This window comes from Candidatus Edwardsbacteria bacterium, from assembly GCA_018821925.1.
Classification (GTDB): Bacteria; Edwardsbacteria; AC1; order AC1; family EtOH8; genus UBA2226.
Genome location: JAHJLF010000050.1, coordinates 13,568 through 32,914, shown reverse-complemented (window position 1 = coordinate 32,914; position 19,347 = coordinate 13,568). Strand labels below are relative to the sequence as shown.

Genomic DNA, 19,347 nt, shown 5'->3' with positions numbered 1-19,347 from the left:
GGGTAACATTAGAATTTAAAGCCGGTGATTTTCTGGTATTGGGCAATCATGTCCAGACGCAGCTTGCGCCCGTATGCGCCTGTGGTATCGGCCGGCTTTTTATTTGCCGCCAGTTTTTCAAACACAAACCCGCTGTCGGCCAGGATAAAATTGTATTCCGGATCGGCCCGGTATTCGTAGAAAGTAGCCTGGCCGGGGATTATCTCGGCGTCCACGAAATTGCCGTTCTTATCGGGGCCGGTGCCGGAGATGACTTGCGCTGTGATCCTGATGCTGTGCCGGCCGGCCGGAAGCTTCAGCAAATAAAGGAAATACTTCGGCAGGTTATTGTAACGTTTTTTCACTTCCCTGATATTGGACAGGACGGAAAAATCCAAACTATCCTTCATCGCGACCAAGGCGGCGAATTTCCCGGCGGCGTCCAGAGGCTTGCCGTCCAGCTGGAAGGTCACCGGCACGCTGTAGATGTTCATCAGCAGAAGCAAAGCCCCGCTGTCGGCTTCGGCCATCGATTGTTTGGGCTGGACCTGGACCTTGCCAGTGAGCACTATCTGATAGGTGCCGTCCTGCATGTAGCCGATGTCCATGATCTGGAATCCCGGCAGCAGGACCGCCTTGGCATTGGACTCTATGAAATCCTCCTGGAGCACTGCGTTCCTGACGGTGGACTTCGATTCCACCGTCACCCCCGCCTGTTCGATGGCCTGGCGCTTGGCATCCAGCACCGCCTCCTTGTAATCCTGCTGGCGGCTGGTTTTTTTGCCGTCGTCCAGACCCTTGATGGTAACGTCAATGGTTTCGCATAGCGCTGTAGTACTGAGTAGTAAAATAGTAAAGAAATAAAGACCTGCGTGATTGTATAAAGAATGCCGCTTTATCATACCTCTCCGATCCAGCTTATTACTTTGATACTTATCTACCGCTCTTCTTTGCCGTACATCTGCTCCATGGTCTCGCCGTGGTAATACTTGTGGATATGGTCCTTGCTGATGCGCTTGAGCTCCTTGGCCGGCAGATCGGACATCAGGTCCCAGCCGATCTGCAATGTCTCTTCGATGCTACGGTCAGTCTGTCCCTGATTGATCATCACCTTCTCGAAGCCCTCGGCGAACTTGAGGTACTTGCGGTCGATCTCGGTGAGGGCCTCCTCGCCGATGATGGCCACCAGCTTGCGCAGGTCGCGGCCCGAGGCATAGGCGGCGTATAACTGGTTGGCCCACTCCCGGTGGTCCTTGCGGGTGTGCCCCTCGCCGATGCCGTTGTTCATCAAGCGGGACAGCGAGGGCAGGGGATCGATGGGCGGGTAACAGCCGATGCGGTGCAGCTGGCGGGACAGCACCAGCTGGCCCTCGGTGATATATCCGGTCAGGTCGGCGATGGGATGGGTGATGTCATCGTCCGGCATGGTCAAAATGGGGATCTGGGTGATGGAGCCTTTGCGCCCGTGGATCCGGCCGGCCCGCTCGTAGATCTGGGCCAGGTCGGTGTACATGTATCCCGGATAGCCCCGCCGTCCGGGGATCTCCTCGCGGGCGGTGCCCACCTCGCGCAGGGCCTCGCAGTAGTTGGTCATGTCGGTTAAAATGACCAGCACCTGCATGCCGTGGTCGTAGGCCAGATGCTCGGCGCAGGTCAGGGCGCAGCGCGGGGTCAGAATGCGCTCGATGGTGGGGTCGTCGGCCTTGTTCATGAAGACCACCGTCTTGGCCAGGGCGCCCGATTCCTCGAACTCGTTGATGAAGAAGGCCGCCTCGCGCGAGGTGATGCCCATGGCGGCGAACACCACCGCGAACTCCTCCGTGGTCCCCAGCACCTTGGCCTGCTTGACGATCTGGGCGGCGATCTCGTTGGCCGGCAGTCCGGCTCCGGAGAAGATGGGCAGTTTCTGGCCCCGCACCAGGGTGGCAAAGCCGTCGATGGTGGAGATGCCGGTCTGGATGAACTCCTCGGGCTTGGCCCGGGAGGTGGGGTTCATGGGTTGTCCGATGATCTCCAGCCGTTTCTCGGGGATGATGGGCGGCAGGCCGTCTATGGGCTCGCCCAGCCCGTTGAAGCGCCGGCCGATCATGTCGCGCGACACCGGGATCCGGGCCACATCCTCCTTTAAGCTGACCGAGCTTTTGGCCAGGTCCAGCCCCCGGGTCTCCTCGAACACCTGGATGACGGCGTATTTCTCCGAGACCTCGATGGTCTGCCCGCCCTTTTTGCTGCCGTCGGGGAGTTCTATCTCCACGATAGACCCGTATGACAGCCCCTTGGCGTTGTCCACGAACAGCAACGGCCCGGAGATGTAGGAAATGCTCTGGTATTTCTTGGTGGTTAAGTCCATGAATGCCTCGTAATTTAATATATCAAAATGAATTTATTTACTTTTAGACCACCCCTCGTCCCCTCCTTGATCAAGGAGGGGATTAAGGGGAGGTTTTCAAGGTTCTATCGAACCTACACCCCCAGGCCGCACCAGCGGCCTTGTTAATCTCAGTCGGACTCAATCTCTTTTAGCACTTTGCCTGCTTTATTTTTCCAAGCCATTAATCCATTGGCCGAACCCCCATGGACGACAACCGCTGCAGCACTAGGACTGGAGAACTCCGTATCTTTCGTGAAGATGAATTTATCTTTTTTTACCTCTAAAGTCCCATCTGTTTTTAAACGTTCGCGCAAAGCTATTGTGTAAGGATATTCGTGTGCAGATTCACGTTCATTTAGTACAGCCTCCGAGCCTTTAAATACTAAAAATCCGTTAGGGCTACGTGAACCTGTAGCGGTTAAACCTTTAATCTTACAGTATAATAGCTTGCTTTCCGATTTTTCTGATTTGTTAAACTTGACAGGGAGAAGAAAATCAGCTCCCAAAACTGGCAATAATTGATGAATACGTTCCAAGAATATTTCCATATCTTCTCGATCCGATTCAGGCAATTTCGATCCGCTTGCTTGGCCATTTATCAACAACGCTCTACCAGTCTCTTTAGCTTGTGCAATAAGCCGCCCTTCAAGGTATCTTATGTGTGCTTTGGTAAGGTTTTCATCCTTACTTATAAAGAAAATAATATTGTTCCAAAAATCTTTATCAAGATGCCCCCGTAATCGATCCTTTATACATTCTGCTTCCCCAACATAGACAGCAGATTTACCTGTATTTATGTCAAAGCCCGTTAAAAAATATATACCTGAATTATTAGATTCATCCCTTGAAAGCAAATTGTCGTATTCACTCCTTGGAGCAGCAATTGCTTTCCCGGTCCAATTAGATATTTCGGCAACACGGAGTCGTTTCGCGTCTCCATGCACCAAAAATATTTTGATTGTTGCACTTGGCATTTTTACCCGTCGGCTTTGATCTGCTTCACCAGCTCGGCCAGCACCTCCTCGGCCTTCTCGGTCGGCACCTGGCAGGTCCCCACCTTGTCGTGGCCGCCACCGCCGTACTTCAGCATCAGCGAGCCCACCTTGGTCTGGGAGCTCCGGTTGATGATGCTGTGGCCCACCGCAAACACCACGTTCTGCTTCTTGAGGCCCCACATCACCCGAATGGAGATGTTGATATTGGGGAACATGCCGTATTCCACGAAACGGTTGCCGCTGGGGATCTCTTCCATCTGGCGCAGGTCCACCACCAGCACCTTGTCCTCCACCTGGGAGTGGCTCTTGATCATCTCCTTGTACATCCACTCCGATTCGTGATAGCGCTTGACCCGTTCTACGACGTCCGGCTGCTCCAGGATCTCATCTATGGGCATGGTCCGGCAGGATTCCATCAGGTCCTGCATCAACTGCATATTGCTGATGCGGTAGTCGCTGTAGCGGCCCAGGCCGGTGCGGGGATCCATCACTACCGCCAGCAGCAGCCAGCCCCGGGGCTCGGCCACCTCCTCGATGGTCAGATCGCCGGAGTCGGACTTGTCCACTGCGGTCATCATCTCGGTGAAGCGGGGGAATTTTTCGGCCCCATTGTAGTGCTTGTAGATCACCCGGGCGCAGCTTTTCTCCGGGCTGGACCAGCCCTTGTAATCGGCCGGAAAAGCCTTGCGTTCCAGCTCGGACATGTGATGGTCGAACCACATCCCGCAGCCCTTGGCATAGGGCACGTTGGCCAGCACGTCATCGGCCGTGACCTCGACCTTGCCGTCCTGAACGTCCTTGGGATGGACGAACAGAATATTGTCGATGATGCCGGCCTCCTTTAACAGGACGCCGCAGATCAATCCGTCGAAATCGGAACGTGTTACCAGACGCATAATTCACCTATATTTAATGATTATTTTATAAACACCCTGTCATCCTGAGAAAACTTCGAAGCCACACAAGTTGAAGGATGATATTGTCACCCGTTCAACCTGCCGGACATATTTGCCCCCTCAGGGTGACAATTCAGAGAGAGGGTTTATTTTCCCGCGAAGGTGTCGGCCAGGCCGGCCATGAACTTATCCATATGTTGTTTGAATTCCTTCTGGGGGACCTCCTTGAACCGGGCGCACTGCTCTATCTGCGGGAGGTTGAGAATATCGTTGATATGCATCTTGCCTTGGGAGATGGCCTTCTGGCACTCGTCGTACAGGGCCAGGATGGCCTTCAGCATCCAGTAGCCCTTTTCCAAAGTACAGTGGCCGTCCACCTCGGAGAAGGCGTGTTGCTGTAGAAAATCCTCTCTGAGCATCTTGCCCACCTCGATGATCATCCGCTCGTTGTCCTGCAGGGCGTCCGGCCCCACCAGCTGGACCACCTCCTGCAGCTCAGCCTCCTTCTGCAATAATTCCATGGCCCGCTTGCGGACCACGTCGTAGTCGCCCACCACGTTCTCCTTCAGCCAGCCGGTAAGCATCTCGGCGTACAGCGAATATGACCGGTTCCAGTTGATGGCCGGGAAGTGCCGGCGCTGGGCCAGCGAGGCATCCAGTGCCCAGAAGGTGCCCACGATCCGCAGGGTGCTCTGGGTGACCGGCTCGGAGAAGTCGCCCCCCGGAGGCGACACTGCGCCTACCACTGTCACCGAACCGATGCGGCCGTCCGAGCCCAGACAGACCGTCCGTCCGGCTCTTTCATAGAAAGCGGATAGCTTGCTGGACAAGTAGGTGGGGTAGCCCTCCTCGCCGGGCATCTCCTCCAGGCGGGAGGAGATCTCGCGCAAAGCCTCGGCCCAGCGGCTGGTGGAGTCGGCCATCATGGCCACACTGAAGCCCATGTCCCTAAAATATTCGGCCAGGGTGATGCCGGTGTAGATGGAGGCCTCCCGGGCCGCCACCGGCATGTTGGAGGTGTTGGCTATCAGCACCGTCCGCTCCATCAGGGGGCGTCCGGTCTTGGGATCTTTTAATTCCGGGAATTCTGTCAACACTTCGGTCATCTCGTTGCCCCGCTCGCCGCAGCCCACGTAAATGATCACCTGGGCGTTGGAATGCTTGGCCAGGGTCTGCTGCACCACCGTCTTGCCGGAGCCGAAGGGCCCGGGGATGGCGGCGGTCCCGCCCATGGCCACCGGAAACAGGGTGTCCAATATCCGCTGGCCGGTGATGAACATCTCGTTGGGATCCATCTTTTTCTTGAAGGGCCGCGGCTCGCGCACCGGCCAGGCATGCATCATCTGCAGTTTGGTTCCGTCTTCCAGCGTAGCGATATCGCCGGTCACGGTGTAATCGCCTTCTTTGACGATGTCCTTTATCTTCCCCTTGACCTTGGGGGGCACCATCACATTATGCACGAACCATTCGTTCTCCTGAACCTTCCCCAGCAGGTCGCCGCCGGAGATTTCGTCTCCTTTTTTTGCCACCGGTTGGAAATGCCATTTCTTGTCGCGATTCAGGCTGGGCACCTCCACACCGCGGGCGATGAAGTCACCTTCCTTTTTCTTGATCTGGTCCAGGGGACGCTGGATGCCGTCGAAGATGGCCTCCAGCAGGCCTGGCCCCAGTTCCACCTTCAGCGGCTGGCCGGTGGTCTCCACCTTCTCCCCCACGAACAGGCCGGAGGTATCCTCGTAAACCTGGATGAAGCAAGTGTCGCCGTCCAACCGGATGATCTCGCCCACCAGGCCCAGCTTGCCCACCCTGACTATGTCATACATCCGGGCGCCCATCATGTTCTTGGCAATGACCGCCGGCCCGGATATCTTCTGGATGATTCCCTGCATAAAAACTCCTGGAACGATTTATATAAAGATGTTATTTTTCACTTTAAATATAACCCACCTGGCTTATTTCCAAACAATTTACGAATTAATACTTTTTGACCATTTGATATCGTTTGCCATTGTACCACCAAGAAATCAGCACAACAGAACTGTCAATGGCAGACAATGTATCTGATATTTCCAAACCTGTGCTAATTGTATCGGGCAGCCAAGTATCAGTTGTGGTTATCTTCGCAGTATTAACACTAGTTTCCACAGATTTACACCCACCTCCATTGCCCGGACTGGAAAGTTTCTTATTACTACTCAAAAAAATATCCACCTTATCGGAATCAGAACCGGATTTAATGCTTGAGTAATTAACCGCCTGATAGATCAGGGTAGAATTTAGCATACAACTACCGTAAGAAATGCACAACGTGTCTGTCAAAGAAGTTATTGTAACTTCCGGGATCAATTCCGGTTCGGTTGTTTTTTTGCTGCACCCCAGAAAACATAAAGAAATAATGGTTATCGTGGGCAAAACAACCGCGTTGATTCCTTTCACTTGTTCTCCCTTGGTAATTAGTAAAACTAACCTTTTCCAGAAAAACCCTGACGATCGACGTTCAATTATAAAACCTTATCCCGGCCTCCAGCAACTTATCCTTGGGCCGGACCTCCAGCTGATCCAGGAGGTTGTAATTAAGGAACAGCATCGACCCGCCGGCCCCGCGCCGGAAGTGCCCCTCCAGCCCCAGGACGTATGTCTGCAGGACACGGCCGTCCCGCCGCACATTGGCATTGGCCAAGCTTTTAATATTGACCATCCAGTCGTGGCTCCGGAAAAAAGCCCAGCGGTTCTCCTGGGTCAGCTCCCAGCGGTAGTTATGCCCTCCGCCCAGCACCGCCTCCGGCAGCAACCCGAAAGCCCTTTTGATGTACAACCCCAGCCGGGTGTTGTTTGAAAACCGGTTGCCTGGGGCCCAGCTGTTCTCCCCTATCAAGCGACGACGGTATTCCCCCAGGCGGTAGTTCTTGGAGAATACCTCCAGGAACTCCTTGTTCCAGTATTCGGTGACCCCGTCGTTCCGGTCGATGTCGTGAAAGCAGAAGTGCTCCAGTCCGGCCCTGAGGTTGGCCCGTTTCAGCCGGATCTCCAGCGAAGGAGTGATGCCGTAACGGACATCCCGGGGATCAAAGATCACCGCCCCGTCCTGGCGCCCCATTCCGGTCTTCATGTACAGGAACCAGTCGGAGTAAATCAGGCCGCGGTAGGAGAAGAACACGAACTCCAGGTCGGAATTGGTCTCGATGAAATATCGCCGGCGGTATTCGATATCCTTGTGATTGGCGAAGGCCATCACGTCGCCCACCATATGGTATTCCGGCATGAACTCGAACCTGTCCAGCACCCGCTTCAGCAGGTCCAGGCCGGGAACCACCATGGCAAAACCGGGACAGGCAAATAATATTAAAAGAACAATGCTATATATTCTTTTCATTTTGAACAAAATCGATGTATTAACACAAATAAAAACGAACGTTATTGTACCGAGTCACAAGTTGAAACATCTGGTCTTATTATTTCCTGATTGTACAACCAAACTGAGTTAGAGAGATTGTTATACGATGAGTTATAGTAATATATCGACGCTAATATTGAACCCATACAAGTAAAAAAGCCTATATCCGCATATGTCGGTTTATCAGTCACTTGTGTAAGTTTGGCTCCTCCGATAAAAAGCCCAACACCAGCACCAATCAAACAATAACTTGTAATTTTCTTTTGACAATAGGTTTTATATTCTTGCATGACAGAAGGGAACTTATATCCTAAATCATGAATTTTTGAAGTTGAGTAACGTTTGTCATTTAATAATACTTGATAGTTACCCCAAAAATCTGAATGCAGTTTGAGCGTCTTTTCTTGATAGTGCTTAATATAACCATTTGTATCAACCATCGTACAACATGAATTGCTTTGAGCAAAACTAAATTTCGTAATAAATAACATTACTATAAAGGTCAGCAAAGATATTATAATTCTTTTACTGTCTTGCATAATATTCCCTCATCTAATTAAGAAGGTTTATTTCAGCTTGACGTAAAACCCGATAGCCTGCTTGACCAATTTTGAAAGATAGGCCTCGCCCGACTCCACCACCCCGCCCTTGGGAACCGGGAACGGCAGGATCACCGGCAGGGCCCGGCCCTTGATCAGGCGGTTGATGTCATCCCCCAGGTCCCCGCCCAGGTCCTCGTTGACCGCTATCATGCCGTAGCTGTCGCTCTTCATCAGCTCCAGCACCTTGCTGCGCATCTCGTGGATGTCGGCCACCTCGTGGGTCTCTATGCCCGCCATCCGGAATCCGGTGGCGGTTCCGGGGTCGGTTATTACGGCTAATCTTTCCATATTCTATTTGATTGCTTTCCTTATCTGTTCGGCCATCTCCCTGGCCTTCTCTGGGCCGATGATCATCGGGGCCGCCTTCTCCAGCCCGGCGGCTAATTTCTCTAACTGGTCCGGCTGGGGATTTTTCTCGTCCAGCCCGGCCTGCTTGATCTGGATCATCAGGGCGGTGTCGGCGAAGTCGGTCAGGTATTCGGTGGCTATCTTCCGCACCTTTCCCATCACATCCCCGGTCCCGGCGGCCGGCCCGTCGGTCGGTGAGGATAGGGCTTTGTCCAAAAAACTTATGGCCGATGGTATGTCCGGATTCTGGTCCAGTATCAACCCGGCCTGCCCCTGGGAGGTTATCCTGGTGACAAAGGTTCCGTTCCCGGCGCTGACCCACAGGGTGTCCAGCGACGACAGCCCGACGATATCGTATATCTGCCTGGCAAACTGGGCGCTCTGTACTATGCCCCCCTCGTCCCCGTGATACTGGCAAGCGCCTGATTGATCTATTGCGAAAGCAGCTTTCTGTCCAACCACTTTTGATTTTAAGGCGTCATTTAACGACATCACATCTTCCTCCTGACCTCGGCGGAGATGCTCTTCCAGTTGGCCTTGGGATCCAGCTCGCACAGGACGGTCTTGTCGGAGGACATCACCATCAGCACCTGACGGTCCTTCCCGCCGACCGCCACTTCTTTGACCTCCCCCAGGTTCAGATTGTTGGATATTACCGAGGCGGCGTTGACCCAGAATTGCACTATCTCCGAGGCCTTGTCGCCCAGCTTCCCCTTGGCCGAGCCGGACACCTGGCTGTCGCTAACGTAGACCGCAAAGCCCAGCACCCCTTTTATTCCGGTTAGATCTTCCATCGTTCTGTCCCCCTTAAAATTTCGTGATCCGGCACATCACTTCACCAGATGGAGCCATTCGTAGACCAGAAAATGCAGGCGGCCGATCAGCAGCGAGATGCGGGCCATCACGGTGTAGCCAAAACTAGCCCCGAAGGCCACCATGATGAAGACCATTCCCAGCCTGGACCCGATCTTGACGGCGCCTTTGTGGGCGATTGAGAAATAGAAGTAGATCAGGGTGACTATTACCCCGATCACCATTATGACGTTATTTATGGAGGTCAGCGGAACCAATGTGCCCCGGATCTGGGGCAGCAGGATCCCCTGGATCTGCCCGGTAATGCCCAGCCCGGCGGCAATCCCCACCGTCAGGGCGATGGACCAGCGGGACAGCCAGGAGATCTTGGGTATCCAGCGGGCCAGCATGATCAGGCCGAAGGCCGCCGGAATCAGTAAGATCCAGCGCTCGGCCCCCTGCTCGGTGATGAACTTCTCTATCAACAGCGGCTTGACGTCGAAATAGAAGACATACAGTATGGCGTAGGCGGCCGAGATCCCCACATAGAGGTGCTCGGCGAACTTGTAGAAGGGGTTGTCCTTATAGAGAAATGAGAATATGGCCAGGGTCAGCCCGGCCGCTATCCAGGTTCCGATTATCTGCATCATGCTTGTTTCCTCCTTCTGATCACGAAATAGCCCACATTGCCTATGAGGATGAACCCCAACAGCAGCAGGTGGGCGTAAGACTGGGCCACCATCCCGGCGATGCCGGTCCCGGCGTGCTTGACCAGGGTCTCGTATTCGGCCGCCCCTTGCAGGCCGCCGATCAGGCCCTTGATCTGTTTGGCCTGCAGATAGTGGAACATGTCGGGGGCGACGACCCCGGTGGCCCCGATGATGATGTTAATCCCGTACCTGGCCCCGGCGAACTGGATCCACTCATCCCCGGCCTGCCCGGCCTCCAGGCCCACCAGCAGGTCTATGTCGTTGTAATTATGGATGCCTTTCATCAGGGGGATATCGTCGACCGGAGTGCCCCGGTAATCGCTGGCGAAGAAGTCGCGGATCTCCCGCCCCATCCCCACCATCTGGGCCCGGTAGCCCGGGCGGTAGCCCAGATTGACGTAATCCACCCCGTATTTGGCGTCGAACTGGGGGGCGATCTCGTTGAGGCCGATCTCGCCGAACGGCAGGCCCAATGCCCATTGTCCTATCATTACCACCTTATGCTTTTTGGTAAATGCATGGCGAAGGGTTGACAACAGCATGGGTTGAACTTCCGGCGCCGAGGAGGCGTCGTAATCGATCGAGAAAAGTATCACCGAACCCTCCGGCAGTTTCTCGATGGAATCATAGGCCGTCTGAACGGGCTCGGAAACCCTTACCGGCAGGACCATTTTAAACACCACCGGAATCAGCACTACGATGAACAGCAATAGATAGATGATCCGGCTGTCTATATTGGCTATCTTTTCGAAGAATTTCATTTCACCATCTCCTTTATTACCTTAATTTATGTAAGGTAGGTTCTTTCCAATCCCAGGATGACCCGGAGGGACATGGCTATGGTCCCCAGGGCCACGCCTATGACGATGCCCCTCTTGGCGGCCATCTGGGGGACCTCCATGATCCAGTCCTGGATCAGCGGAAACTTGTCCCAAATCTCGGCCCCGATGGGCACCCGGCCCAGCATCACGATGGCAGCGGTTATCAGCAGCAGCGTGGCCTCCAGCGTTCTGGCCCGGAAGGCCCGGTAGGCGGCCGAGGCGATGAAGAAGGCCAGCAGGGAGAACATGGTGGCCTGCAGGGGAATGATGAAATAGGTATAGACGTACATGAAGGAGGACCCCAGGCTCAACAGGGATTCACTGGTGGCCCAGGTGTAGATGCCGACGATCATGGTCCCCAAAAAACCGATGATCAGCACCAAGGCGAAGGGCCAGCCCGGGGCCTTGCGGACTATCTTCTGGATGTTGCTGCGCAGCAGGCTGTCCATCCCCAGCAGCATGGTGAAGCCCAGCACTATGGAATACCATAACAACAGCCTCTGCTGCATGGTTCCCAGCGGCTGATGGGGGATGAAGAAGGTGACGATGATTATCAGCCCGGTGATGAAGGTTATGGCCAAAGGTATCTCTTTTTTCATTTTATATCTCCTTCCCTTTCGGCTAACCGGTTATGAACCAGTTTTTGACGGCCTGGAAGACATCCATCATCCAGGGGTTTCCCGCATTGTTCAGGATGTATCCCGCCGTGCCCCAGACGGCCATCAGGGCAAACCCGATTATCAGGAAGGCCTTGACGAAATCCTCTCCCTTGAGGCTGCCCAGCAACTGGGGATCTTTTTTTAGATAACAGGAGGCCGCCAGCATCTCCTCGCCGATCAGGGTGTAATCGCAGGAGGCGATGAAGAACGGCAGCTGGGTGATGGCGGTGGTGCCGGCTATCTGGATGGCCCCGATGGAATGGCCGGTCTCGGACATCAGCAGGGCCTCGGCGTAGAAATAGCCCATGAAGAAGATCGCCCCCGGTTTCTGCCGGAGCATCATCCCGTCCACCCCGGCGGCGTAGCCGAACTGGTCGGATGTCAAAAAGCTGACATTGCCCTCCTTGTAGAGGTCGGGCCGGCCCGGCTCGGAATAGGCCTGTTGCACCGTCTCCTGGGCGGCGGCCATCACCAGCGGGTCCCAGTTGGGGACCAGCAGTTCGGTGCCGTGCTGGGCGCAGCGCACCGCCACCTGACGGAGGATGGCCAGGGCGGCCACCGTCACGATATCCTTGATCTCGCCCAGCCCGAAGGAGAACATAATGGGCTTGCCCAGTTCGGTGGAACGGCCCACCGCCTCGTCAATGGCATCCAGCCCCTGGATCTTTCGGATGAACAGTTCTTCGCCCTTCTTGGCCCGCTCGATATACCAGATAATCAGAAAACAGATGATGATGGTCAGTATCAGCACATTTCCCCGGCTGCGATCAAACCACTGGGCGGTGGCGGTGGCCGGCCCGACTGTTACCGCCTCCGAAGAATCCGGGAAGGCGACCGCTCGGACCTGGTAATAGTAGTTCTTGTGGCTCTCCACATTGTCGCGGTAATCGTTCTTGCCGCAGATGACAAAACCCACCTCGGCAAAGGGCCCTTTGGCATTCTCGGCCCTCAGGACCTGGTAGCCCTTGAAGACGGTGGCATCCCCCTGGTCCCGGGGCGATCTTCCCCAGCTGACGGTGATGGAGCTCCCCTCGTCGTTGGGAGTGTCCACCGCCTTGACATCCACCGGCGGCTCCAGGGCCCGGGCCGGGGACAGCAGACAGGCCAGCGTCAGAACCATGAATAACTTTTTCATAGGACACCTATCTTTGTGTTTCCGTTTTATATTTTGTCCGGGGATATCTAAGCCGTCAACAGCTGATATCTGATATCCTCGGCAGGAAGCCCGAAATGCTTTCCCCGGGCGATAAGTTTCAAATTAACCACCTCGAAATACTTCTGCCACAAAAAGCCCAGCGCCACATCGATCCCCAGCGGGTCCCCCCGGTAGGCCAGGGCCTTCCGCCGCCATTCCTCCTTGTCTCGCTTCTCCTCCCGGCCTCCCTGGCTATCGTCGGCGGTCAACAGCCGGTAAAGGGGCGTTCCCCTGACGGAGCGCAGGGCTCTTTTGGATTCCTTGGGATCCAGCAGGGCCGCGTATTTTTCCCTGGTCAGCAGCTTGCCGCCCGGCAGATAATACCCGGCCGCCTCCGGCAGGTCGATCTTCTCCCGGGCCATCAGCCGCCGTAGCGCTTTGGCATTCAACAGGTCGATCTCACGGCGCAGAAAGTCACGGACCAGGCTTTTGTTGTAGCCCAAGCCGGTCAGGCCCTTCAAAGACTGACCATAGTAGAACTGGTCCAAGGCCAGCTCCAGACCGGCCAGTTTATGTTCCTTCTGGTATTCGGGCATGGCCCGGGTAAGGGGCACCGCCAGTTCCTCGCCCCAGGTGGCCAGGGTATCGGCCAACTCACGCAGATCGGACTTCCGGCACAGCTCCATCAATTTTATCTTATCCAGATTACCGGCCGGCAGCACCGCCCGAAAGATCTCATCCGTCTCCCAGCGGTGGTGAATGCCCCGGATCACCGCCTTGACATTCTCCAGGTCCCATCTCCGGAGGATGAGGCCGATCAATTTACCGGGGCTGCCGTCGGAGATCTTCCGCATCAGCCTGGTCGAGGAATTGAAGTTGGCCGACAGGGCCTCCTCGGCCGCAGCCAGCCCGGCAAAGCGGGTTTGGGCCTCCTGCCATTCCTTGGAATAAGAACTGCCGGCCAGCCACTTGGCAAAGGCATCAAAACCGGACAGGCCGAGCAGCTCCTCATAGGCTCCCGGTTTCAACAGTCTGCTGTGCTGCCCTTTAAGCCTGGCATTGATGTATCCGTAATCGCTGGGCATCTTTTATCCCCACAATGTTTCAGAGATGTGGGCCACCAGTGAGGGCCGGGCCCTTTCCATCCGGTCGGAGAACCGGTTGAGAACCGAATGGCTGCCGCTTTTATCGCTCATGATGATCCCCTCCTGAACCTGGGGGTCCGGCTTCACCTCGGCCTTCAGTTTGGCGGCCTTCACTATTTCCTGTACCATCTTCAGGTCGCCCGGGCTGGTCAGCACCACCGTTTCCCCCGGCAGATCTGCCACCGCCTCCTGCAACATGCTCTTTAAGGCCTGCCGGTATTTTTCCTGGGGCATTTTTTTGATCTTCTGGTAGGCCGCCTGAAATATCCCGTCTATGATCCGGCTTTTGACCTCCAGCAGGATGGCCATGGCCTGAAGATTGGCCGCGCTGTTGGCCTTGGCCATTTCGGTCCTTTCCAAAGACTGGCTGTCGGCCTGGAACTTCTGCTCCAGCTCCGCAGCCTGGGCCTTGGCCTGCTCGATTATCTCGCCGGCATTCTTTCGCGAAGCATCCAGTATCCTCTGGCGCTCGGCTTCGGCCTCCCGCTCGATGACCTTTATCAGTTCGGAATTCATTTTTTTGAATATATTTTATAATTTTAGTTTCATTGAATACAAAACCAACCAGGGAAAGGTTTCCGGAGGCGGGCGCCCTTTAAAAAAATTGAAGGGCCGCCCGCCTTAAAATCTTTTATTACTTCATGCCGATTATCATGATGGCGATGACGAATCCCAGAATGATGATGGTCTCGGGCAAGGCCTCCAACACGATCATCAAGCCGCCCACCTCGGGCTTCTCGGCCATGGCTCCGGCCGCGGCCGCGCCGATCTTGCTCTGGGCCCAGGCCGTGGCGAAGGCGGCAAAGCCGATGGCCAACGCGGCCCCCAGGGCCTTCCAGATCACGATGTTCTGGGAGAACGGGGCGGGCTGCTGGGTGGTCTCGCCGGGAACGGCCGCGCCGTGGTCCTGGGCCAGGGCCAAAGTGGCCAACGGCATCAATACTAAGGTCAACAGGGCAATAGCCAGAAGTTTTTTCATTTACTTACCTCCTAATGTTTTTAATGGTTTGTATTTTTTACCGGAATAATCGTGATATTTGAACTTGGTGAAAAATTCCACCACCTGGAGACGGAAGGACTGCATGATGGGGCTGATCAGGCCCAGGGCAAAGAACAGCGGGTGCACGATCAGGGCCGCCACCAGAAGCCCGGGCAGGCCGCCGATGGTCCGGCCTATCAGGTTGGCGGCGTAGGCCAGATAGGCCGCCGACAGCCCGATGGCGAACAGACGGGCATAGGACAGGATATTGCCCACCGCCCCGAAGATCTCGATGGGGCCGGCCACTCCGGCCAGTATCCCCAGGGTCACCGCGCTGGCTCCGGTCAGGATTATGGAGGGCCACATCAGCCAGGTTGGCAGCATATTGACCATCGTGGTAAAGAACATGCCGAAAACGCCGAGGACCCCGAGGGCAAAGGCCACCGGCTCCAGGATATGGTGCAGGTCGCGGTGCTTGATGCCGGTGTGAAGCATGATGCCGAACCCGACGTACACCTGAACCGCTCCGAAAATTATCGCGATTTTGAACAGCGTCATGATGGATTCGCTGCTCATCCGGTTGAGTTTTTCCGACATCGGTTTGATCCAGTGCATATGCTCACCCAGGTCGCCGAACAACTCGCCGTAGATTACCCCGAAAAGAAACGTCCAGAACGCACAGTATAAAATAATTATTGACAGTTGTTTCGCGAGGTTGTCTGTAACTTTTACCTTGAAGAGTATTTCAACTGGTTTGAATAAGAAAAATCTGCTTTTCTGCACCAACATCAATATACTGATGATTAAAAGTACGATACCATAACCGATATCGCCCACGATGAAACCGAAGAACAGTGGGAAGAAAAAGGCGATGAATGGGGTGGGATCCACCGTGCCGTATTGGGGCGGATTGAAAATGGAAAGTGCCAATTCGAAGGGTCTGATCATTTTGCGGTTCTTCAGGATCACCGGGACATTGGGAGCGTCGTGGTGGTCAATTTCTAAAACCTGGACCGTGACCTTGTCGCCGAATTTTTTAAACAGCATCTCTTTCAGACCGGGCAGATCCTCGGCCGGCAGGTATCCCTGAAGATAGAAGGTGAACCGCCCCTCCGGCAGTTCCTCCTTGGCCTGCAGCCGGGCCAGCTCGTCCCCCACCATCAGGCGGTAGGCCTCCAACACCGGTCCCTGCTGACGCGAGATATCCGAAATTCTTTTGCTTATTTCGGAGATCATCTCCGGCAGTTGGCGGCTTTTTCCCTTAAGCTGACTGACCGCCTCCGCCATATTAAGCGAGGCCACCGCCGAGGGCAGCTTCAGCTCGTTGACCCCGGCCTTGGTAAAGAAGCCTTTTATTTTTTCTTCGTCGTCTATATGGAAGACCGCCAGGACGGCTAATTTTTTCTCATCGATCTGGTGGCGGTAGAATTCAACCCGCCCTTCCGTCAGTTTTCGCAATTCCTTTTGCAGGGCATCCACCGCCGCCGATTCCTGGATCTTGGCCATAAAACCAAAGGCCTTGATCCTCCGGCTGGGCTCCAATTTTGACATCAGCGGGGATAGGGCCTCGAAGGCCGCCCGGTAGTTCTCGATCAGCGCCAGCTCGTCGCTAAAATCCAGCTTTTGTTTGACCAGCTGGTTGATTTCGACCCGCTGAACCAACAGATCGGCCAGCAGCTTTTCCCAATCGGCTGGCATGACCGCCTGGGCCTGGCGGCCGTGAAACTCCAGAATGGTCAGCAGGCCGTCCAACTCCTGCTGCAGCCTTTCCATGGTGTGTTTAACGTCGGCTTCCCCGCTGTCCAGCACGGCAGGATGAAGTGTCCCCTGATTCTTTACCGGGGCAATATGCAGCCGGCCCATTTTATGGAGCAAGCGGATAACCTCGGCGCTTATTATCTTCGGGCCCACGATCAGCACCCGGCTCATGGAAACGATCATCTATCGGTTCTCCGGAAAAACCTTTTGGATGATCAGGTCCACGGCCTGGCCCTGTTTGGCCGCGGCCTGTTTCTCCAGCTGGCCGGCCTGAGCGACGGCCTCTTTTTTCTTTTGTTCGATCAGCTGGAGGGATTTTTGGGCAATATCCTTCTTGCCAACCAGGGTTCTCTCCTCTATGCGGGAACGGGCATCGCCCATAATAGAGAAAGCCTCGGCTTTGGCCTTCTCTATTATCCCATCGGCCTCCGCTTTGGCTTCTTCCGTTTTCTTCTGAAGTTCCTGCTCCCTGTGTGCCAGGCTGCGGATTATCTGTTGTGCCTGATCCTGGTGATCATTATGCTTTTCCGATGACACAATCTGCTCCCGTTTAATATAAAATGTTTTTGAATTCTTCGGAGGCCCTTCTCAGCAGCAGCCGGGCCATGCCCAGGTTTCCGGCGCCCTGCTGCATAATCACGCTCAGATAGAAATCCGTCCCCACCAACTTGATCAGGACGGTCAGTTTCTCGGTGGCTATGGTCTGCTCGGAGATACTCCCCAGCGAGAGGCTCTCGGCCGCCCGCCGGGAGGCGGACAGCATGGTGGCAAACTCGGCGTCGGCCAGGGTGGGGTCCAGGTCCAGCCCGGACTGATAGAATGTTATCCCGATGCCGTCGGTCCCGGTAAGGCTGGCGCCCAAGGCCCCCGGGATATTATCCACCAGCTCCTTTATCCTTTGTTCGTATCCCTGGGTCATGGTCTGCTCTCCCTCCCTAAATTTTTAAACTGAACCGGACAAGAGACGGATCTATTTTTTGAACAGCTTGCCGAACAGGCCCTTTTTGGTCTCCTTTTCCACGATGGCGTACCGCTGCTTGGCCTGGCTGTTGTTGGGGTCCCATTTGAGGGCTTCCTTGAACTGCTCCTTGGCTTTCTCTGCCATTCCGGCCAGTTGGTAGATTATGCCCAGGCTCAGGTAATGCTCGGCGTTGTATATCTCCATTTGAATGGCCTTGTCGCAGTACATTTTGGCCTCCTCCAGCGGGCCGCCGGCCTTGATAACGGCTATTCCCAGCCGGTCGTAATAGATGGCCTTCTTGGGTTTGAGCTTGGCAGCCGCCCGGAAGTACTCCACCGCCCGTTTGAATTCATTGGCCTTATAGGCCTCCACCCCATGGCGGTAGGCCATATCCGCCTGATTGTCCTGAACCGAGTGGGCCTGGACCCCGGAAGCCCTTTCGGACAGCATCTTGTTGTACTGGGCCCGCCGGTTCTTATCTATCAATGTATGGTAGGCCTCGTTGATGTCCTGAAAGGCGGAATTGGCCAGCCCATCCTTGGATTCTGCGGGATTCTTGTCGGGATGGTGTTGCATGGCCAGCTTCCGGTAGGCCTGTTTTATCTCGGCCTCGCTGACCAGGCGGTCCACCCCTAAAATAGAATAATAATCCTTCAGTTGGGTCATTTTTTATTTCTTCCTTGCTTTTTTTAGGGGGGCTTTCAGGGAAAGTCTTTCCAGGGTCTCGGCCGCCAGGATATTCTTCGGCTCCAGCTTGGCGGCCTTTTTACAGGCGGCCAGCGCCTGGGCATTCCGGCCCAGCTGCTCGTTGACTATGCACAGGTTCAGCCAGGCCCGGGTGAAATGGGGGGCCAACTTTACCGCCTGCTTCAGGGACCTGGCGGCCTTGCTCCACTCCCCGGCATGGGTGTAACAAACCCCCAGCAGGTTGTAGATATCGGCATAGCCCGGTTTTAATTTTTTAGCCTGTAGAAAATATTTGACCGCCTCCTGGCAGCTGTTGTCCCGCAATGCATCCTGTCCCAGGGCGCACAGAGCCTCGGCCCGGTCGGGCGATGTTTTGAAAGCCAGGTTGAAATCCTTTACAGCCTTGCCTAGATTTCCCTTGTTGACCTCGGCCAGGGCTTTGTCGTACAGCTCCTGCTTGTAAAAATTGGTCTTGGCAGATAGCCCGATGAAAAGTTCCACGGCTTTTTCGTGCAGGCTCTGCTCGGCGGCCAGATAAGCCAGGGAAAGAATGGCCTCAATATAATTGGGATTGATCTCCAGGGCTTTTTTAAAGGAGTTTTCGGCCAGCGGGTATTCATGCCGCCCGGCATAGATGCGGCCCAGAGACAGGTAGAGATCGGCGTATTTGGGGGCTAGCTTGATGGCCTCCTGGTATTCCTCGATGGCCGCAATGGCGTTGCCCTGTTTCCAGTAGAGCTTGGCCAGGGCCACCCTGGCCTCGATCAGGTAGAAGGTGACCACGTCGCTGCATTTATGGCCCACCGTTTCGTTGTGCTGACGGATCATCTCCAGCGATTCGATGGTCTGGTGATAATTGCCCTCGTTGAATGATTTCAACGCCAGTTTAAGGAACTGGTTCAGGCAATGTTGATCTAAAATCTCCCGGACAAAAGCCATACCGCACCTGCTCTATTGATTTTTAAACGTGGGTTGATAGAAGGGAAAGGAAAAGATTGATTATCTGGTGCCGGGAGGGGGAGTTGAACCCCCACAGCTTGCGCCATACGCACCTCAAACGTACGTGTCTACCAGTTCCACCATCCCGGCTATTTTGCTGACTAAGGCAATATGCC

23 protein-coding genes and 1 tRNA gene are annotated in these 19,347 nt (G+C 55.0%); all 24 read right to left on the bottom strand.

The features are described 5' to 3' along the window. Positions 1 to 8 precede the first annotated feature (8 nt). A complete protein-coding gene (locus KJ869_05625; protein ID MBU1576669.1) occupies positions 9 to 881 on the bottom strand; it encodes a hypothetical protein in 873 nt (290 codons plus the stop codon). A gap of 35 nt (positions 882 to 916) precedes the next feature. Then, the gene (locus tag KJ869_05620; protein ID MBU1576668.1) at positions 917 to 2,329 is read right to left on the bottom strand and encodes a V-type ATP synthase subunit B; all 1,413 of its coding nucleotides are present in this window, start codon (positions 2,327 to 2,329) and stop codon (positions 917 to 919) included. Positions 2,330 to 2,478: 149 nt separating this feature from the next. Beyond that, complete coding sequence (locus tag KJ869_05615; GenBank protein ID MBU1576667.1) at positions 2,479 to 3,324, bottom strand: GIY-YIG nuclease family protein; 846 nt, start codon at positions 3,322 to 3,324, stop codon at positions 2,479 to 2,481. A 2-nt stretch (positions 3,325 to 3,326) separates the two neighbouring features. Then, a complete protein-coding gene (locus tag KJ869_05610) occupies positions 3,327 to 4,241 on the bottom strand; it encodes an exopolyphosphatase (protein MBU1576666.1) in 915 nt (304 codons plus the stop codon). A 146-nt stretch (positions 4,242 to 4,387) separates the two neighbouring features. Next, positions 4,388 to 6,130: a V-type ATP synthase subunit A gene (locus KJ869_05605; protein ID MBU1576665.1), complete on the bottom strand. Its 1,743-nt coding sequence runs from the start codon at positions 6,128 to 6,130 to the stop codon at positions 4,388 to 4,390. An 85-nt stretch (positions 6,131 to 6,215) separates the two neighbouring features. Then, positions 6,216 to 6,677 (bottom strand): hypothetical protein, encoded by a 462-nt coding sequence (locus KJ869_05600; GenBank protein MBU1576664.1) that lies wholly within the window; start codon positions 6,675 to 6,677, stop codon positions 6,216 to 6,218. A 61-nt stretch (positions 6,678 to 6,738) separates the two neighbouring features. Beyond that, entirely contained in the window at positions 6,739 to 7,614 is an 876-nt protein-coding gene (locus KJ869_05595; GenBank protein ID MBU1576663.1) for a hypothetical protein, read from the bottom strand. Positions 7,615 to 7,655: 41 nt separating this feature from the next. Beyond that, complete coding sequence (locus KJ869_05590; GenBank protein MBU1576662.1) at positions 7,656 to 8,174, bottom strand: hypothetical protein; 519 nt, start codon at positions 8,172 to 8,174, stop codon at positions 7,656 to 7,658. 27 nt (positions 8,175 to 8,201) lie between these two features. Continuing rightward, entirely contained in the window at positions 8,202 to 8,525 is a 324-nt protein-coding gene (locus tag KJ869_05585; GenBank protein ID MBU1576661.1) for a V-type ATP synthase subunit F, read from the bottom strand. A gap of 3 nt (positions 8,526 to 8,528) precedes the next feature. Next, positions 8,529 to 9,077: a hypothetical protein gene (locus KJ869_05580; protein ID MBU1576660.1), complete on the bottom strand. Its 549-nt coding sequence runs from the start codon at positions 9,075 to 9,077 to the stop codon at positions 8,529 to 8,531. Then, positions 9,077 to 9,379, bottom strand: a complete 303-nt coding sequence (locus KJ869_05575) for a hypothetical protein (protein ID MBU1576659.1) — start codon at positions 9,377 to 9,379, stop codon at positions 9,077 to 9,079. Before KJ869_05575 ends, KJ869_05580 begins: the two co-directional genes overlap by 1 nt. A gap of 36 nt (positions 9,380 to 9,415) precedes the next feature. Beyond that, positions 9,416 to 10,027: a hypothetical protein gene (locus KJ869_05570; protein MBU1576658.1), complete on the bottom strand. Its 612-nt coding sequence runs from the start codon at positions 10,025 to 10,027 to the stop codon at positions 9,416 to 9,418. Continuing rightward, positions 10,024 to 10,848 carry a hypothetical protein gene (locus KJ869_05565; protein MBU1576657.1) on the bottom strand — a complete coding sequence of 275 codons (825 nt, stop codon included), beginning with the start codon at positions 10,846 to 10,848 and terminating at the stop codon, positions 10,024 to 10,026. The genes KJ869_05570 and KJ869_05565 overlap by 4 nt, the downstream gene beginning before the upstream one ends. Positions 10,849 to 10,874: 26 nt before the next feature. After that, positions 10,875 to 11,507, bottom strand: coding sequence for a hypothetical protein (locus KJ869_05560; protein MBU1576656.1), 633 nt, complete (start codon positions 11,505 to 11,507; stop codon positions 10,875 to 10,877). 22 nt (positions 11,508 to 11,529) lie between these two features. After that, complete coding sequence (locus tag KJ869_05555) at positions 11,530 to 12,702, bottom strand: fibronectin type III domain-containing protein (GenBank protein MBU1576655.1); 1,173 nt, start codon at positions 12,700 to 12,702, stop codon at positions 11,530 to 11,532. Positions 12,703 to 12,749: 47 nt separating this feature from the next. After that, positions 12,750 to 13,787, bottom strand: coding sequence for a V-type ATPase subunit (locus KJ869_05550; GenBank protein ID MBU1576654.1), 1,038 nt, complete (start codon positions 13,785 to 13,787; stop codon positions 12,750 to 12,752). Positions 13,788 to 13,790: 3 nt separating this feature from the next. After that, a complete protein-coding gene (locus KJ869_05545) occupies positions 13,791 to 14,363 on the bottom strand; it encodes a V-type ATP synthase subunit E (protein ID MBU1576653.1) in 573 nt (190 codons plus the stop codon). A 118-nt stretch (positions 14,364 to 14,481) separates the two neighbouring features. Beyond that, positions 14,482 to 14,784, bottom strand: coding sequence for a hypothetical protein (locus KJ869_05540; GenBank protein ID MBU1576652.1), 303 nt, complete (start codon positions 14,782 to 14,784; stop codon positions 14,482 to 14,484). 42 nt (positions 14,785 to 14,826) lie between these two features. Further along, positions 14,827 to 16,767, bottom strand: a complete 1,941-nt coding sequence (locus KJ869_05535; GenBank protein MBU1576651.1) for a hypothetical protein — start codon at positions 16,765 to 16,767, stop codon at positions 14,827 to 14,829. Further along, positions 16,768 to 17,121: a hypothetical protein gene (locus KJ869_05530; protein MBU1576650.1), complete on the bottom strand. Its 354-nt coding sequence runs from the start codon at positions 17,119 to 17,121 to the stop codon at positions 16,768 to 16,770. It lies immediately after the preceding gene. A 13-nt stretch (positions 17,122 to 17,134) separates the two neighbouring features. Beyond that, entirely contained in the window at positions 17,135 to 17,503 is a 369-nt protein-coding gene (locus tag KJ869_05525; protein MBU1576649.1) for a roadblock/LC7 domain-containing protein, read from the bottom strand. 51 nt (positions 17,504 to 17,554) lie between these two features. Then, the gene (locus KJ869_05520; protein MBU1576648.1) at positions 17,555 to 18,211 is read right to left on the bottom strand and encodes a DnaJ domain-containing protein; all 657 of its coding nucleotides are present in this window, start codon (positions 18,209 to 18,211) and stop codon (positions 17,555 to 17,557) included. 3 nt (positions 18,212 to 18,214) lie between these two features. Beyond that, the gene (locus tag KJ869_05515) at positions 18,215 to 19,171 is read right to left on the bottom strand and encodes a tetratricopeptide repeat protein (GenBank protein MBU1576647.1); all 957 of its coding nucleotides are present in this window, start codon (positions 19,169 to 19,171) and stop codon (positions 18,215 to 18,217) included. A 65-nt stretch (positions 19,172 to 19,236) separates the two neighbouring features. Continuing rightward, positions 19,237 to 19,321, bottom strand: a tRNA-Leu gene (locus KJ869_05510). Positions 19,322 to 19,347 lie beyond the last annotated feature (26 nt).